The 17,399-nt window shown below is 35.4% G+C and carries 12 protein-coding genes and 1 tRNA gene; 8 read left to right on the forward strand and 5 right to left on the reverse strand.

Annotated features, from left to right (window positions below; translation table 11 throughout):
- Positions 1-17 precede the first annotated feature (17 nt).
- The gene (locus HM983_RS05600) at positions 18-1,235 is read left to right on the forward strand and encodes a hypothetical protein (RefSeq protein ID WP_179344411.1); all 1,218 of its coding nucleotides are present in this window, start codon (positions 18-20) and stop codon (positions 1,233-1,235) included.
- A 113-nt stretch (positions 1,236-1,348) separates the two neighbouring features.
- Here the strand turns inward: HM983_RS05600 and HM983_RS05605 are convergent, their stop codons facing one another.
- From HM983_RS05605 to HM983_RS05615, 3 genes are all read right to left on the reverse strand, one after another.
- Positions 1,349-2,008, reverse strand: coding sequence for a hypothetical protein (locus HM983_RS05605; protein WP_179344412.1), 660 nt, complete (start codon positions 2,006-2,008; stop codon positions 1,349-1,351).
- The gene (locus tag HM983_RS05610) at positions 1,996-2,421 is read right to left on the reverse strand and encodes a BfmA/BtgA family mobilization protein (protein WP_179344413.1); all 426 of its coding nucleotides are present in this window, start codon (positions 2,419-2,421) and stop codon (positions 1,996-1,998) included. Before HM983_RS05610 ends, HM983_RS05605 begins: the two co-directional genes overlap by 13 nt.
- A 1,071-nt stretch (positions 2,422-3,492) precedes the next feature.
- Positions 3,493-3,575: transfer RNA gene (locus tag HM983_RS05615), tRNA-Leu, on the reverse strand.
- Positions 3,576-3,800: 225 nt separating this feature from the next.
- Here HM983_RS05615 and HM983_RS05620 point away from each other — a divergent pair.
- From HM983_RS05620 to pth, 3 genes are all read left to right on the forward strand, one after another.
- On the forward strand, positions 3,801-4,742 hold the full coding sequence (locus tag HM983_RS05620) for a ribose-phosphate pyrophosphokinase (RefSeq protein WP_179344414.1): 942 nt from the start codon (positions 3,801-3,803) through the stop codon (positions 4,740-4,742).
- 131 nt (positions 4,743-4,873) lie between these two features.
- Entirely contained in the window at positions 4,874-5,542 is a 669-nt protein-coding gene (locus HM983_RS05625; RefSeq protein WP_179344415.1) for a 50S ribosomal protein L25/general stress protein Ctc, read from the forward strand.
- Positions 5,543-5,621: 79 nt separating this feature from the next.
- A complete protein-coding gene (gene pth, locus HM983_RS05630) occupies positions 5,622-6,254 on the forward strand; it encodes an aminoacyl-tRNA hydrolase (protein WP_179344416.1) in 633 nt (210 codons plus the stop codon).
- Between the two features lie 47 nt (positions 6,255-6,301).
- On the opposite strand, the gene HM983_RS05635 is transcribed toward pth, so the two are convergent.
- On the reverse strand, positions 6,302-7,207 hold the full coding sequence (locus tag HM983_RS05635) for a PorP/SprF family type IX secretion system membrane protein (RefSeq protein ID WP_179344417.1): 906 nt from the start codon (positions 7,205-7,207) through the stop codon (positions 6,302-6,304).
- 30 nt (positions 7,208-7,237) lie between these two features.
- Complete coding sequence (locus HM983_RS15940) at positions 7,238-11,536, reverse strand: thrombospondin type 3 repeat-containing protein (protein ID WP_179344418.1); 4,299 nt, start codon at positions 11,534-11,536, stop codon at positions 7,238-7,240.
- A gap of 99 nt (positions 11,537-11,635) precedes the next feature.
- On the opposite strand from HM983_RS15940, the gene HM983_RS05645 reads away from it, so the two are divergent.
- The 4 genes from HM983_RS05645 to HM983_RS05660 all read left to right on the forward strand — a co-directional run bounded on the left by HM983_RS05645 (position 11,636) and on the right by HM983_RS05660 (position 17,351).
- On the forward strand, positions 11,636-12,544 hold the full coding sequence (locus HM983_RS05645; protein WP_179344419.1) for a bifunctional riboflavin kinase/FAD synthetase: 909 nt from the start codon (positions 11,636-11,638) through the stop codon (positions 12,542-12,544).
- Positions 12,537-13,844 carry an HTTM domain-containing protein gene (locus tag HM983_RS05650; protein WP_179344420.1) on the forward strand — a complete coding sequence of 436 codons (1,308 nt, stop codon included), beginning with the start codon at positions 12,537-12,539 and terminating at the stop codon, positions 13,842-13,844. The genes HM983_RS05645 and HM983_RS05650 overlap by 8 nt, the downstream gene beginning before the upstream one ends.
- A gap of 88 nt (positions 13,845-13,932) precedes the next feature.
- Positions 13,933-15,204: a serine--tRNA ligase gene (serS, locus tag HM983_RS05655; protein ID WP_179344421.1), complete on the forward strand. Its 1,272-nt coding sequence runs from the start codon at positions 13,933-13,935 to the stop codon at positions 15,202-15,204.
- A 290-nt stretch (positions 15,205-15,494) separates the two neighbouring features.
- Positions 15,495-17,351, forward strand: coding sequence for a tetratricopeptide repeat protein (locus tag HM983_RS05660; RefSeq protein ID WP_317166943.1), 1,857 nt, complete (start codon positions 15,495-15,497; stop codon positions 17,349-17,351).
- Positions 17,352-17,399: the final 48 nt, after the last annotated feature.

The raw sequence follows: 17,399 nt of genomic DNA on the forward strand, positions 1-17,399 counted from the left end.
ACGAATTCATTTAATTGTTGATAGATTTAAAACTACATAGCAGATTTGCATTGGGTTATTTTTTAATCGCTGCTGTATTGGGTCTTTTTTTAAGGTCGCTTCAAATTCTTGATATAGGCGTGGATTATAGGTATATAGTTCACGGACACTCCCACATTGCTTTATTGGGTTGGGTTTATCTGGCACTCATTACATTATTTCACAAACTCTTTTTAAACGAAAAAAAGAACAATAAGCGGTACCGACAAATTTATGTGTTTACACAAATAACACTGGTTGGAATGTTATTCACCTTTCCCTTTCAGGGCTACTCATTTCTGTCAATCACATTTTCGACCTTGTTCTTATTTGCATCCTATTGGTACGTTTGGTTTTTTATAAGAAATACACCTAAAAACCTGAAGAACAGTAATTGGTATAAGTATATACGAATAGCCCTGTTTTACAATGTAATTTCAACTTTGGGCCCTTGGGCTTTGGGGATTGTTATGGCTACTTTAGGCAAAGCTTCAATCTGGTATAAAATTTCAATTTATTTCTATCTACATTTTCAGTATAACGGTTGGATGTTGGTTGCCCTACTGGGCATATTGATTGCAATATTAGAAAAGAAAGGTATCCACCTTTCAAGAAACCAACACAACTATCTTTTCTATTCTGTGAATTTTGGGGTGGTATTTACGTTCTTCCTTTCTATACTTTGGGCAGCCCCAATAAAAAAATTTTATGTATTCAATGGATTAGGCGTGGTTTTTCAGCTTTTTGCTTTTCTTTTATTATTAAGATGGTTTTCTAAAAACAAAATGCTATTGAAAGGTAGTTTTAGTAATCTTCAGGTTCTAATCGGCAAGGCCGTTTGGGTTATTTTAGGCCTAAAGATTGTCCTTCAGCTCATTACTTCGATACCTTATTTTGCCAATCTGGCTTTTTCTATTTTAGAATTTACCATTGGTTATTTGCACCTAACTTTTTTGGGTGTTATAAGTATGAGCCTATTTCTCTTTTTTGATTACTTAAGATTATTTCGAATCAGTAAAAAAGTAGTCTATCTTTTTTTGTTAGGTTTTATTTTGACTGAGGCACTTATATTTTATAAAGGAATTATTGTGTGGCTAAACAAAATGATATTTAAAGGATACTATTTTTCACTTGTAGTTGTGAGTGCAATTTTAGTTTTGGCGATAATTTTACTAATGAAAATAAATTTAAGAAATTTTCTAGCTATAAAACAATGATTAGTAGCCAACTGTCTATTTGCAACTAAGATTTTTATATATAATTATAATCTTTTTTTAAAAAAGATTCAAGTTATTTCAACCAGCCGAACGATTGAAAAATTCTTCAAAAATTATAGCGGTTGGTTATAATCCTTATTTTTATTGTCAAACGAGGGCTTTACTTGGCCAAAAAATGAACTGCTATTTTTTTGTTTTAACTCGTAGCCTTTCTTGACAAATTTATCAGCGGCCATTTTCCAGTCCTTTATATTTAGCCCTCTAGTCAATTTCCAATCTTTAGCGTCATAATATCTGTAGAATTTTTTTCCTTCAATTTCTGACCAATTATTTTCTTTAAAAAAATTTAAAACAACCAGTTCATTTTTTGGCCTTGCCAGTTTATTTAAGTTTTCTAATGTTTTATGTTTATAATAAGGTACCAAATTTTGGCCTGTTGCTGGGACGCTGTTAGCCAATTTTTGACCATCTAAATCAAAAAAAATGGACATCTGAACTTTTGAACCTTGAGCGGGATGGCAAGAGGGATAATAGCATAAGTAACCCCAATCATTTAGGTCTTTTAGATAATTGTGATAGGTTGTTTTCGATTTAAATTTTGCCTTTTCCATAATCCATTCTCTGTTTATGGTTATCGTCCTTTTAAAAAATTCCCGATTCCATTTCTGAAAGAATGCCAGGTACAACGTAATATGGCCCTGCTTAATTCTATTGTCATTGTTGAAACGCTCAAAGGCTGCGTTGAGTTGAACTATGTAATTTACCTTTTCCATTCTCCGTCTTTATTTTTACTTGGAATGGACTTTTCTTGAAAGCCTTTATCTTTCTTTTCTACATACTTTTTTTCAAGAATCAATTTCTTTTTTGGCGGCTCTGTTTGCTCAAAAAGGGAATAGAGCATCGCAACTGTTGGTTTAGTTTGAGATTTTTCGATATCCTTCATTATCGCAATCATACCGTTCATTCGTTTTTTGATAAGCGTTGATATTTTTGATTCTAATGTTTCCATTCTTGGCCCCATAGATTCTGCTGGTGATATTCCGTTGTCTTCAAAAAATTCAAGCATTAGCAACAATGTCATTGATTGAGATTTTGATATTTTCTTGCAGAAGTCCCTGAATTTCTCAGCAACTGAAGCCTTAATTCCTAATTTTTCAAACCGCTCATTTTCATATCCTTTATCCATTTTTTCTGAAATTTTTATTTGGTTTTGTTGGGTTGAACAAGGTTTTTCTGAAAAACAATCACGAAAATTCAAATATTCAAAATTGCAAATCGCTGTTATCTATTGATTTTAAAGGGTTTTGTGTAAAATTAAATATTGTAACATCGCTTTAGCGTGTTACCCTCTTGCTATACAAACCCTTCATTACATTTTGCGTTTATAGTACTTTTTGCCAAAAGCTAAGAACCATAAAATACCCATCTATTCAAGTTCAATTTTTTAAGAGTTAGAATGTCTTTTCATTAAAGTATTCTTTAGTATCAGCTTAAAAAACTATCATTTTCCTAATCCAGACTCGACCATAATACTACAATTTCAAAGCCAATATTAGATGATATAATTTGGTGTCAATTAGTTGCCAGAATGTCATTTATTCACATACTTATTATATCCTGAGTGTTTTTCCTTTTCATTTTATGTTGAATGATATTGTCTCAATTGTTACTTACATTGTCTATTGTTAGAAAATAGATTGATGTAACCTTCGTATCATTTTATCCACTTACTTCCCATAGTGCCTTCGTTGTTACCTTTTCGGAAACGTTACCTAAAATTTTGAGCGAGTAAGGACTTATAAAAGTGAAGCCTGCCCTGAGCGTAGTCAAATGGGTGAGCGAACGGTTATGCAGTCCGTCTCGAGCTAAATTTTAAATCTTTGTGAAACAAAAGGAACAAGTAATCTTTTTCTAAAGCGGACTCTATTTCAAAGTTTCCCTCAAAAACAATAAGTTGATAAATTCAAGAGATTTTAATACGATAAAGAAACAAGAGCATATCAACTTTGAAATTGTGTCCAAGACTTTTTAAGTGAAGCTTATTCCCGTAATGCAGCTTTTGCAAAATGAAGGAAAATATGCTGAGCGTATTTTCAAGTTCAATGCTAATTAAACCGAAAAGTTTTTTACTACGAATTGACGGCATTTGATATCATATAAGGTAAAATTTAATTGTTCAAGGAAGAATAGCAAAATGTTGTACCTATGTTGTACCTGAGCATAAAAAAAGCCGAGATTTTTATCTCAGCTTTTTTCGTACCGAAGGCGGGAATCGAACCCGCACGCCTTGTGAGCAATGGATTTTGAATCCATCGTGTCTACCAATTCCACCACTTCGGCTTATTATTTTACGCTATTTCAAATTTGGATTTTGAATCCAGCGCGTCTACCAATTCCGCCACTTGAGCAATTTACTACCGATAGTAATCGGGATGCAAAAATAGAAAATATTTTCCCGTAAACAATTAAATTTAGTTGGTTTTATACTTTTTCTAGAGAAATAATTTTCTAAATTTGAACCAAGTATTTTTTAACCTCCGGCAATAACTAAATCTCTCAATACAAATGTCTAACGAAACCACAGAAGCAAAAATTTTTACATGTACCCAGAGTCAATATTTAGCAGAACAAATTGCTGAAGCTTATGGTGCTAAGTTGGGCAACGTTATTACCTCCACTTATAGTGATGGCGAATTTCAACCATCGTACGAAGAGTCTATTCGTGGTACCCGAATATTTATTATTGGCTCTACACACCCAGGACCTCAGAACTTAATGGAAATGTTGTTAATGATAGATGCCGCAAAACGAGCATCTGCAAGACATATAACAGCAGTTATGCCTTATTTTGGCTGGGCGAGACAAGATAGAAAAGATAAACCTAGAGTACCAATTGCAGCTAAGCTAGTTGCTAAAATGTTGGAAGCTGCAGGCGCCACTCGGATTATTACAATGGATTTGCACGCAGATCAAATACAAGGTTTCTTTGAAAAACCAGTAGATCATCTATTTGCTTCAACAGTGTTTTTGCCTTATTTAAAAAGCCTTAATTTGGATAACCTCACGATAGCCTCACCAGACATGGGAGGTTCTAAACGTGCCTATGCTTATTCAAAAGCATTAGAAAGTGACGTAGTTATATGTTATAAGCAACGTGCAAAAGCCAATGTCATTTCTCATATGGAGCTGATTGGAGATGTTACAGGAAAAAATGTAGTTTTAGTAGATGATATGGTAGATACAGCCGGCACACTAACCAAAGCTGCCGATTTAATGATGGATCGTGGCGCACTCAGTGTAAGAGCTATATGTACTCACCCTATACTTTCTGGTAATGCCTACGAGAGACTGGAAAAATCTAAATTAGAAGAACTCATTGTTACAAACTCCATTCCTCTTAAACAAGAAAGCAAAAAATTAAGAGTTCTGAGCTGTGCAGATTTATTCGCTGAGGTTATGCATAATGTACATCACAACAAATCTATAAGCAACAAATTCGTGATGTAAAACTTATTTTTTCCAATAGTTTGTTTTATTCTTTTAAAAACACCTTATTTTTTATAAGATTAAGCATTTAATTCTTACATTTGCACCCCTCAAAATGAGGGAATTAAATTTTAATAAAACAAATTTTTAAAATGAAATCAATTACAATCGACGGATCTCAAAGAGAAAGCGTGGGCAAAAAGTCAACTAAAGCCTTACGTAATGCTGGTCAGGTTCCTTGCGTATTATACGGAGGAGAAGCAAAGCCAGTACATTTTACCGCACCTGAGCTAGCGTTTTCAAAACTCGTATACACACCAAATGCGCATACAGTTGTGATTAAACTAGATAACGGTGACAGTTTTAATGCCGTAATGCAGGATATTCAGTTTCACCCTGTAACTGACAGAATATTACACATAGATTTTTATGAAATTTATGAGAATAAGACTATCACAATGGAGATTCCTGTTAAAACTATAGGATCTTCTAAAGGTGTTATGAACGGTGGTAACCTAAGAATGCCTTATCGTAAGCTTAGAGTAAAAGCCATACCTTCTAAATTACCGGATTTTATAGAAATCGATATCACTCCTTTAAAAATCGGTGATAAAGTTCTTATCGAAGAGTTAAAAAATAACGATTACGATTTAATTCACCCTAACAACACTGTTGTTTGTCAAGTAAGACGTAGTAGATTAGCTATCGTTGATGAGCCAGAAGATGATGATGAAGAATTAGAAGAAGGTGAAGAAGGCGAAACAGAAGCAGGAGATGTACCAGCTACAGAAACTGATGATGTGGCTGCAGTAAAAGAATAGATAGAACAATTCTTTTTTTAGATATTTAAAAAAGCATTCTTTACGGAATGCTTTTTTTATTTTTATAGAAATTGTAATTATGTTTAAACTTATAAAATCTTGGTTCGGTTTTGGAAGTAAAATAAAATTAGAAGAAATAGATATAATGAAGAAATTTTTGATAGTTGGTTTGGGAAATATCGGCGAAAAATACAGTAACACCAGACATAATATAGGTTTTAAAATCTTGGACCATTTGGCCGAAAATGAAAGTACCACTTTTGAAACTTTAAAATTAGGTGATATAGCCAAGATCAAAGTCAAAGGACGCATGCTGATTCTTTTAAAACCTAATACTTATATGAATCTCAGCGGTAAAGCTGTTAAGTATTGGCTTGAAAAGGAAAAGATACCATTAGAAAATTTATTGGTAGTAACAGATGACCTCAACTTACCGTTTGGAACTTTGAGACTCAAATCCAAAGGGAGTGCAGGTGGCCACAATGGTTTAAAGGATATCCAAGATAAACTTCAGACTACGATTTACAACCGGTTTAGATTCGGAATAAGTGATAGCTTCAACAAAGGTAATCAAGTGGACTATGTTCTTGGTGAATGGGATGAGGGTGAACTTGCTAAGTTAAATGAACGAATGGATGTGTCAGTAGAACTGATTAAATCGTTTTCATTAGCAGGTATTGCGCATACTATGAATAACTATAATGGAAAATAAAAAAAGACCGCTAATAGCGGTCTTTTTTTATCGGATTGCAATTCTAATTAATTAGAAGCGCTTTTTTTAAAATTAAACCTTAGCAAGATCTCGTGTGTACCGTTGCTTACACCGTTAATATCATCTCTTGTTGAGCTTTCGTAAGCATAACCAAAATCTACCCATTCTGCCATATTTATCATCAACAATCCACTTATTGCTTGGTCTGTTCTGTAGGCAGCACCAATTTCAAATTTATTAAAGAAACGGAATGCAGCAGTTGCATCTAGCGAAATCGGTGAACCACCAACGTATCTCAAAAGAGTTGAAGGTCTAAATTCCGTATTATCACTAATTCTGAAATTATATCCTCCAGATAGATAGATATGAGCTTCTTGAGTAGCTTGTGTTACTCTGCCATCAGACTCATCAATTCTTTCACTCGATAAAATCCTTGGTACAGAAAGTGACACGTAATACTTATCATGTAATAAGTAGGCTCCTGCACCGAAATTGGGTCTAAACCCTGTATCGATATTACTTAATGCAGGATCAGATCCACCGCCTAATGTGCCAAGATTATCTCTATCTACATTATATGTACCACCACCAGCTTTTAAACCTAAAAATAAATTCGCTGTTTCTGATACTTGTAATTTATAAGAGAAATCTATATTAAAACTGGTTTGCCTCTCGACAAATACTTGGTCATTTACAATGGTAAGCCCAACACCAATTTTGTCGCTTACAGGTTGTGCATAGAAAAAACTCTGTGATTCTGGTGCATCCCTTAAGCCTATCCACTGGCTTCTTATATTAGAGGTTAGACTTGTGTTGCCATCTGCCCCAGCGTAAGCTGGGTTGATGACATTCATTGTATATCTATATAATGTATAGTTAGGATCTTGTTGAGCATATAATGTCCCGAAGAAAAGAATCGCAACTATTTTTAATGTGTTTTTAAAAAATTTCATTTTGTACATTTTTTTAAATTTTATATGCTCCTAAAGCGTTAAGTATATCCATCCTGTTAATACTACCGCACCATCACCGTTTTGATCTATCGTATAATAATATGATCCTGTAGGTAAAGTGTCACCACCATTGGTTCCTTTCCAATCATTATTATATCCTTTGGCACTAAACACTTCGTTACCCCATCTATTATAAACCTTAATGGTCATATTAGGGAATCTCTCAGCATTTAACACTGTCCACGTGTCGTTAATATTATCACCATTCGGAGTTAAAACATTATTAGCAATTAGACCGTCACAGACATCACCAACACCATTAAAGTCTAAGTCTGACTGATCAGGGTTTGCTGTAAGTGGACAATTATCAAATGTATCTACAACACCATCATTGTCATCATCGTCATCACAAATATCACCTAAGCCATCATTGTCATTATCAGCTTGGTCAGCGTTACTTTGAGTTACACAATTATCATTAGCGTTAATCACTCCATCACCATCTATATCGTCATCACAAGCATCTCCTAAACCATCATTATCTAAATCTGCCTGATCAGTATTTGCTGTTAATGTACAATTGTCTACATCATTTAAGATGGTGTCGCCATCCAAATCATCTGGGTTAAGCACACCACAGATTTCAACAGAAACAGAATTGATTGTTCCTCCATCTAGGGCACCAAAAGTATCTGCTACGGTTACCGTCCAAGTTCCGTTGGACAGTTCTCCATAAAATACAGACAAATCTCCTTCTGGAATAAAACTACCAGTATATGGAGGAGATCCAGCTAAAATTGAAGTATCAGCTTCTTGGTCAAAAACAGTATCTGTATAATTGTCACCCGCTCCTCCATTACCTGAAGATAAATCTACGGTTTGTCCATTTGGTCCTGTAATAGAAATATCTAAATCAGCATCAAAAACATGATCAATATTTACGGTAACATTCACATCGGTAACAATAAGACTTGGCATAAAGGTTACTGAAGTAGTATATGTCGCATCAGCTCCACTTTCAGCTATCACGATAGGTGTATCTGTCGAAACAAGTGTTTCACAATTCTCATCACACAAATCACCAACACCATCGCCATCTATATCCTCTTGTCCTGGGTTAGCATTTTCGGGACAATTGTCATCACCATTTAAAATTCCATCACCGTCTATATCTGGATCACAAACGTCCCCAATCCCATCACCATCCAGATCTGCCTGATCTGCATTAGCTATTTCTGGACAATTGTCTGCATCATTTGGTAAACCATCATTATCTATATCTTCTTCTGGACTACCGCATATTTCCAATGTCCAACTATCAATAGTACCTGTATCAAACCCAGCATTATCAGATACATTTAATGTCCAATCACCACCTGAAAAAGCACCATAATAAACACTTAAATCCCCATCTGGTACAAATGTCCCTGTAAAAGGTGCTGAACCACTACTTATAGGCTCAGTTGCTTCTTGATCAAATACCGTATTGGTGTAATTCTGTGTGTTCGCAGCTCCGTTTCTATTAGAAAGGATAACTATTGTTCCGTTTGGAGCAACTAATGTTAACTCTAAGTCATTGACCCAAGTATGAGTTATATTCACAGTAACATTAACATCTGTTATCAAGGACGTGGTTGGTACATTTATAGTAGACCCAATTCCTGTGGGATTATTATCTGGGATATTGATAGGTGTATCCGAAGAATTATAAGATGTACAGAAAATATTTGCTGTGGTAAAACTTGCTTGAGAATACTCTCCAGTACCACAATCATTTACGCCTCTAACACGCCAAAAATATTCAGTTGTAATTGCTAAAGATGTTGGTGTATATGTAGTCTCACTGACCACTGTTCCTTCAACAATATTAGTAAAGGCTGCATCTGTGGCAATATCTACTTCATACGCGGTTGCATTAACGTCTGCTTCCCAGCTTAATACAGCTGCGTCTGCAGGTACATCTAATTCACCATTTGCTGGAGTAAGAAGATTCAATGTAGCTAAGTTGTTATCATAAACATTAAATTGTACGTCTGCCGAATGAGTTATCGTCCCAGAAGTACCAACAATTGAGAATGGATAGTTACCAACGTCTAATGTTCCCGTACCGGTAACCGTAAGTGTAACAACTGTCCCATCCGCTGATGCCGTAGCTGGCGAGAACGTACCTACAGCACCTGCTGGTAACCCAGTTGTAGTAAAAACTGTAGTACCAGTAAATCCAAGGAAGGTGTTATAAGTAAAATTATAAACTACATCGTCAGGTGAACACACATCAATAGAAGGATCATCTACATTCAATACGAATTCAGATTCTTGAATTGAAAAGTTTATTGGGTTAATAGCATAAAAAATATTGTTATTTCCCTCAACTTTAACCCTAGCTGTAGAAGTATCGCCACCTGTAAGAGGTATATTGACAACAGCAGATCCATTATTAGGCACATCAGTAGCCATTACAAATGGGAATGTAAAACCTCCATCTGTTGATAACAATATATTGACTGTTGGTGTATTTACTGCACCTCCATCTGTACCTGCAACATCCCAAGTTATTGTTTGATTAGATCCTGCATCCCAAGTAATGTCAGTTGTTTGGGATGTTACAGCAAAAGGACCTGAATCACCGTCTACTGTGACGGTCATGGTATCAAAATCGGTCTGTGGATTTTGACCAACACCATCAGCTTCACTGCGATCTCTAACTATTAGAGCAAAATTAAGTGATCTACTAACATTTGAAACGGTTTCCCAAGAAGAGTTATCCGTTGTTTCAAGTGGGTTGGTTTGGGTCAAGTCTCCAGTAACTACACGCTCTACAATCGGCATAAAACGATCTGTTGAAGTACTTGGTGGTCTTGATCTCCAAACGGCTCCAGTTGTCTTGTCCGGACCAAAGTTTCCTGATGTGGTAACTCCATTATCAATTTGCTCCCAAGTGTAGGTAAGCACATCATCCGTATCAGCATCTGTTGCCGCTCCTCTCAGAACAAAAGCAGTACCTCCTGGAATCGTAAAATCACTTCCCGCATCTGCTACTGGTGCATTATTGGTAATTGTCGTTCCCTCCCAACAAGTTTGGGTTTCTAAATTATCTAATATTTGAGAAATACTAAAATAATGGAAATAAGGGTCTGAGTGATCTTGCACATCATTAGATCCTGTAATACCAGCATAACCCATTATGGTGGTACCACTTCCAGGCTCTGCATTAACACCAGTGCCCTCACTTTGGAACGACCACGTGTGATTGGCACCCATTTGGTGACCTATTTCATGAGGCACATAATCAATATCGAAGAAATCCGCCATATATGGCCCACCATCGTTATCGGTAAAATCATGTTGAGAAAAACCTGATCCTTTTTGACCATCAACACAAACACAGCCAATACAACCAGCGTTACCATTTTTTCCTCCAAAAGCCAGTAAATGGCCTATGTCATAATTGGCCTCACCAACTTCACTTGTTAATGTTGATTGTAAGGCACCATTTAAGCCACTTGCTCCATAAGGGTCTGTAGAAGGATCTGGAAATACCAATTCAGTTCCTGTTACCAAGGTAAAAGTAACTGCCATATCTACTTCAAATACTTCATTATTACGGTTTAAAGTTGAAACGACCTGAGCGAGCGCATCTTCCTGAGCATCACCATTTCCATCATCTCCATCGTCCCAAAATTGGGTATATTCTCCATTTGTAGAAATTGCTATTCTAAATGTTCTTAAAGTTTGGTCATCTGCATCTCTATTTGCAAAACTATTTGTGTCTAGAGGTAAGACTTCATCTTCTGTCAAACAATCAAAATCTTTTAAACCTTCAGTTCTAACTTCTCTTGTGTAAGAAATATAAGAGGTTCTATCAGTTTTATTTTGAGGTACTGTAAACGTCATTGGTGCATTTGGATATGTAATCATAGATTGCAATCCATGAGACGTCACACTAAAGCGGGCTCTTACACCGGCATTTTCGGTGCTAAAACCCAAATATGTTTTAATATTTGGATAACGCTGTGAGAGTTCTTGAGAGAGAACGGGCGCTTCGACTACGCGAAATCGCTCTAGTTTACCTTGAGCATTTGGTAGGTAAACCATTGCATTAGACTTGCCCGTTACAAAGGCGCGCAATGGTGCATTAGTTAGTTCAGCCTTTAGACCATCAATATTTAGTTGATAGGTTTGATAAAAATTTTGATTGAGAGTAGTTTGCTTACCGTCATTATTTTGAATTGTTTGATTGGTTTTCTGCCAATAACCCTGCTGGGCAACAACAGAAAATACCGATAAAAACATGAATAATGACAAAACAAAATGTAGCTTTGTTTTCATAGTTAGTATTTAAAGAGTTTAAAATCATCCGAATTTAAGATTTTTTTAACGATTAAAAATTAATTGTCAGAAAAATTTGCAAATAAATATCCTAAAAACTTGAGTTTAACATCAGCAAAGTCCTTGACTATTGGCACATTTGACGGAGTGCACATAGGGCATCAAAAAATATTAAAACATATTGTCCGGCTCTCCAAGGATCATAACTTAAAACCTGTAGTGCTTACACTATTTCCCCATCCCAGAATGGTGTTGCAAAAAGACAAGACTATCCGGTTACTAAACACAATTGAAGAACGCGAAACTTTAATTAAATCTTTTGGAATTGAAGAAGTCATAATAAAGCCATTCACTAAAGATTTTGCTAGTATGTCTGCCAAAGATTACGTTAAAAACATATTGGTAGATGAGCTCAATGCCAAACAAATAGTCATTGGTTACGATCATAAGTTCGGAAAAAACCGAAGTGCGGATATCAACGACCTAAAACGTTTTTCTGAAATTTATAATTTTAGTGTAAAAGAAATCTCGGCAGAAGACATCGAGGACGTTACAATAAGCTCAACGAAAATCAGAAAAGCACTTTCCAACGGACAGGTTGCTCTTGCCAATTCTTATCTGGGATACAATTACTTTATGTCTGGCAAAGTTGTAAAAGGAAAAGGGCTCGGCAAAACAATAAATTTTCCTACAGCAAACATTTCTGTCGAAGAACAATACAAGCTCATTCCTAATAATGGTGTTTATATAGTGAAATCTTTAATTGAAGAAAAAACTGTTTACGGCATGATGAATATTGGCACCAACCCTACCGTTGGAGGTATAACCAATTCTATAGAAGTACATTTCTTCGATTTTAATAATAATCTCTATGATAATATTGTGAAAATTGAATTCTTAAAATATATTAGAAAGGAAGATAAATTTAAAAATCTCGAAGCGCTTAAAACTCAATTAACAAAGGACAAAAAGTTTGCCTTAGATTATATTGATTCAATAAATGAATAAATTTCTGTTTAAACATATAGACAATTCAAGTTTGATCATTTTTAGAATGATTTTTGGTTTGTTATGTTTTTTGGAAACTGCTGGAGCAGTTGTGACAGGGTGGATAAGACGAACTTTGATTGAGCCAGATTTCACCTTCTCATTTATTGGTTTTGAGTGGTTACAACCATTACCAGGCGATTGGATGTACGTCTATTACATCGTAATGAGCATATTTGGCTTGCTCATAATGGTGGGCTACAAATATAGGTTTAGCATGTTTATGTTCGCGGTAATGTGGACGAGCACTTACCTTATGCAAAAGTCCTCCTATAACAATCATTATTATTTGCTATCGCTATTAAGCTTTATCATGGTGTTCTTGCCAGCCCATCGCTTTGCTTCAATAGATGTAAAACTCAACCCTTCTTTGAGACGAATTTCCATGCCAAATTGGTGCAAATGGGTTTTTATCATTCAACTTTTAATTGTTTATACCTATGCTTCGGCTGCAAAATTTTATCCAGATTGGCTGGACACTACAGTAATTGAACTGTTAATGCGAAATAAAGCTGATATTTCTGTAATCGGTGGAATTTTACAGCATTCTTTTGTACATCATGTCATCGCTTATGGAGGTATTTTGTTCGATGGTCTGATTATTCCGTTATTGTTATTTAAACCTACAAGGAAGTATATTTTCTTTATTTCAATTTTCTTTCATCTGTTTAATTCCATCGTGTTTCAGATTGGTATTTTCCCGTATTTAAGTTTATCTTTTAGTCTTTTCTTTTTCGAGCCTAAAACCATTCATAGTTTATTTTTGAAACGGAAACCATTTTACGATAAAAATGAAGTTAGTGCGCCCAAACACAGTTCGATTATACTGGCCTGCCTATCAACTTATTTTATCATTCAGATGGCATTGCCTTTAAGGCATCATTTTTTTAAAGACGATGTGCTTTGGACCGAAGAAGGCCATAGATTATCATGGCGCATGATGCTTAGAGCCAAAGGCGGACGTACCTCTTATACCGTAATTGACACTAAAACCAATAATGCTATACGCATTAATCTTGATGATTACCTCACTAAAAAACAACAGCGAGGTGCAAGCAACAAACCCGACGTGATCTGGCAATTTGCCCAACATTTAAAAAAGAAATTTGCTCAAGAAGGTCAAGACGTCAAAGTTTATGTTACCTCTTATGTTAGCGTTAACGGAAAACCGTCCAAGCAGCTTATAGACCCTGAAGTGGATTTGGCCAATGAGCGATGGCACCACTTTAAACACCATGATTGGATTTTACCATCAAAATAGGCTGTCTTTTGTTTTAATCCGATCAATTTCTTACTACTTTTGTGCCTTATTTTACGTGCTCTTGCACACAAAGATTTAAAAATTCATTATGTTACAAGTTGCTTTTATTAGAGACCACAAAGAGGATGTTATCAATCGTTTGGCCAAACGTAATTTTGATGCTACTGAAATGATTGAAGAAGCTATTGCTTTAGATGAAGAGCGCAGATCAACCCAGACAAAATTGGACAACGCCAAAGCGGACTCCAACGCACTTTCTAAAGAAATAGGAAACCTCTTTAAATCTGGAGAAATTCAAAAAGCAAATTTATTGAAAGAGAAAACAACTCAAATTAAAGAGCATACAAAGGAACTTGAACAGCACCTAAACAATACTATTGAATCTTTGGATCAGGTACTCTATAAAATTCCAAATGTTCCCAATGACATAGTTCCTGCGGGAAACACGGACGAGGATAATGAGGAAACATTCAGGGAAGGTGACATTCCAAAATTATATGAAGGCGCATTGCCACATTGGGAGCTTGCAAAAAAATACGACATAATAGATTTTGAACTTGGCAATAAAATAACCGGAGCTGGTTTTCCTGTTTATAAAGGAAAAGGTGCACGATTGCAACGCGCGTTGATTACTTATTTTTTAGACAAGAACACAGAGGCTGGTTATACGGAATATCAAGTACCACATTTGGTGAATGAAGCTTCAGGTTTTGGGACTGGTCAATTGCCCGATAAGGAAGGTCAAATGTATCATGTTACAGAAGACAATTTATACTTAATACCAACGGCCGAAGTACCAGCGACTAATATTTTTAGAGATACTCTGTTAAATGAAAGCGAGCTGCCTATAAGTATTACAGGCTACACGCCATGTTTTAGAAGAGAAGCAGGTAGTTATGGTGCACATGTTAGAGGACTTAATCGTTTACATCAATTCGATAAGGTTGAAATCCTTAGGGTTGAACATCCCGACCAATCTTATAAAGCTTTGGAAGGCATGGTAGAACATGTAAAAATGATTTTAAAGGAACTAAAACTCCCATATAGAATTTTAAGGTTGTGTGGTGGCGATCTAGGTTTCACCTCAGCACTGACCTATGACTTTGAAGTGTTTTCAACAGCGCAGGACCGTTGGTTAGAAATTTCATCGGTTTCTAATTTTGAAACGTTTCAAGCAAATCGCTTAAAATTGAGATTTAAAAATAATGATGGTAAAAACGAACTCTGTCACACACTCAACGGAAGTTCTTTGGCATTACCACGCGTTTTAGCAGGTATCCTAGAGAATTGCCAAACTGAAGATGGCATCAAAATACCTGAAGTTCTATTGCCATACACAGGTTTTGACATGATTTCTTAATTTTAAATAACAAGTGTTTCTGGGTTATTTGTTAAAAAAAAGCGTATTTCATCTATTTTATGTGCGTTTCTTCGTTTTTCTGATTATTTTTTTTGAAGTTAGCATCACCCAATCAAGAATAACCTATTTATGAAAAATTTATTAAGAATAGCTATACTGGTTTCACTCATTGTGATGGTAAGCGAAGTTCTATTTTAAAATACCATGACAGAGTAATTGAATCATTTATTATAACAAGTAATGATTAATAGCACATTTATTTTGCTGGTCCAAATGCCTAAACTTTTTGTTTGGGCATTTTTTTATTAAAACATTCACAATATCTACTTTCAGCATTTGTTATATTTACAGAAACACCATACATGCGTTACCTACTTTTAATATTTTTCTTTCTTGTTTGCGCGAACTTTTCAATCGCTCAAAACAGCGAAGCGCTGGCAGATAATTACTATAATCGTGGAGAATTTAGTAAAGCGCTGGTGATCTATCAAAACCTGAATAAAGAACGGCCAAACGACTATAAGTACATTTACAAAATTATTGACACGCACCAACAATTAGAACAATATGCTGAGGCTCAGACCATACTTATTAACCGCTTGGTAAAATCTAGACGACCAACGTTAGTTATTGAATTGGGATATAATTATCAACTTCAAGACAGTTTAAATCAGGCCAAAAAACTTTACAAAGAAGCCATAGATTATGTCGATACTAGTCCAAATTATATTTACGGTATTGCCAAACAATTTGAAAGTCATTCTTTACTGGATGAAGCCGTTGAAGTCTATAGAAAAGGGAGGTTGCTCACACCAGATAGAGATTATAGCATTCAATTGGCTCGTATTTATGGCGAACAGGGCAATATCGAGGACATGTTTTCCAGCTACATCGAATACATTGCCTATAAACCAAATTATATTAACAGCGTAAAGCGTGCCTTAGGTGGATTTATTTCCGAAAATAATGACAACGAAAACAATGTTCTTTTGAGACGTGCATTACTAAAAAAAATACAGCAGCAACCCGATGTCTATTGGTACGAAATGTTGAGCTGGCTTTATGTACAGGAAAAAGCTTATAGTAAATCATTTGTTCAGGAGAAAGCTCTATATAAACGTTTTCCAGAGAGTCTGGATCGTATTTTTGAATTGGCTGTTACAGCTCTAAACGATGACGATCCAGATACCGCGACGGACATTTTTGAATATATTCTGGAAACTACTCAAGACCAAAGTACCTTATTAACAGCTCATCAATATTTGCTAGAAATTGCCACCAGAACAGCAGATGATAAAGAGCTAGATCGAATTGACCAACGTTACAAAGAACTATTTGAGCAGTACGGTAAATCAGAATTAACTTTACCATTGCAATTGGCCTACGGAGAGTTTTTGGCTTTCAATTTAAAAGATACAGAAACCGCAACGGCTTTTCTAAGAGAAAGCTTAAACCTGAATATTTCAGAATTACAAGAGGCGAAAGTCAAGCTATTATTGGCAGATATTTTGGTCCTTCAAGAACGGTTTAATGAGGCTCTGATTTTCTATTCCCAAATTCAAGCTAACTTAAAGAATAGCACCATTTCTCAAGAAGCACGGTATAAAGTGGCAAAAACAAGTTATTACAAAGGTGATTTTGATTGGGCAGAATCACAATTAAAAATTCTAAAGGCATCCACCTCACAGCTCATTGCTAATGATGCACTCGATTTAAAACTACTCATTTCGGACAATAAATACGAAGACAGCACACAAACGGCATTAAAGTATTATGCGAAAGCAGATTTGTTGGCGTTTCAGAATAAAACTGATGAAGCCATTTCTCTATTAGATAAAATTTTAATTGAGCATAAGGGTGAAAGTATCACCGATCAGGCCTTGTTTCAACAAGCCAAATTATTCGAGCAAAAAAAACAATACACAAAAGCAGAAGCTAATTATTTGGAAATCATTAAAGAATACAAAGAGGATATTTTAGCAGATGACGCCATTTACGCCTTAGCGGAATTATACTATTCCTTTTTGGCCAAACCCGAAGAGGCAAAACCACTCTACGAGAAAATCATCTTTGAGCACGAAGACAGTATTTATTTTGTTGAAGCTAGGAAGAAATTTAGGATGCTTCGTGGTGATGCGATAAATTAGTTTTAAGCCTCTATTGGCAGTTAATAAGTCTATGGGTTAAAATGTTCA

This window comes from Winogradskyella ursingii, assembly GCF_013403975.1.
Lineage (GTDB): Bacteria > Bacteroidota > Bacteroidia > Flavobacteriales > Flavobacteriaceae > Winogradskyella > Winogradskyella ursingii.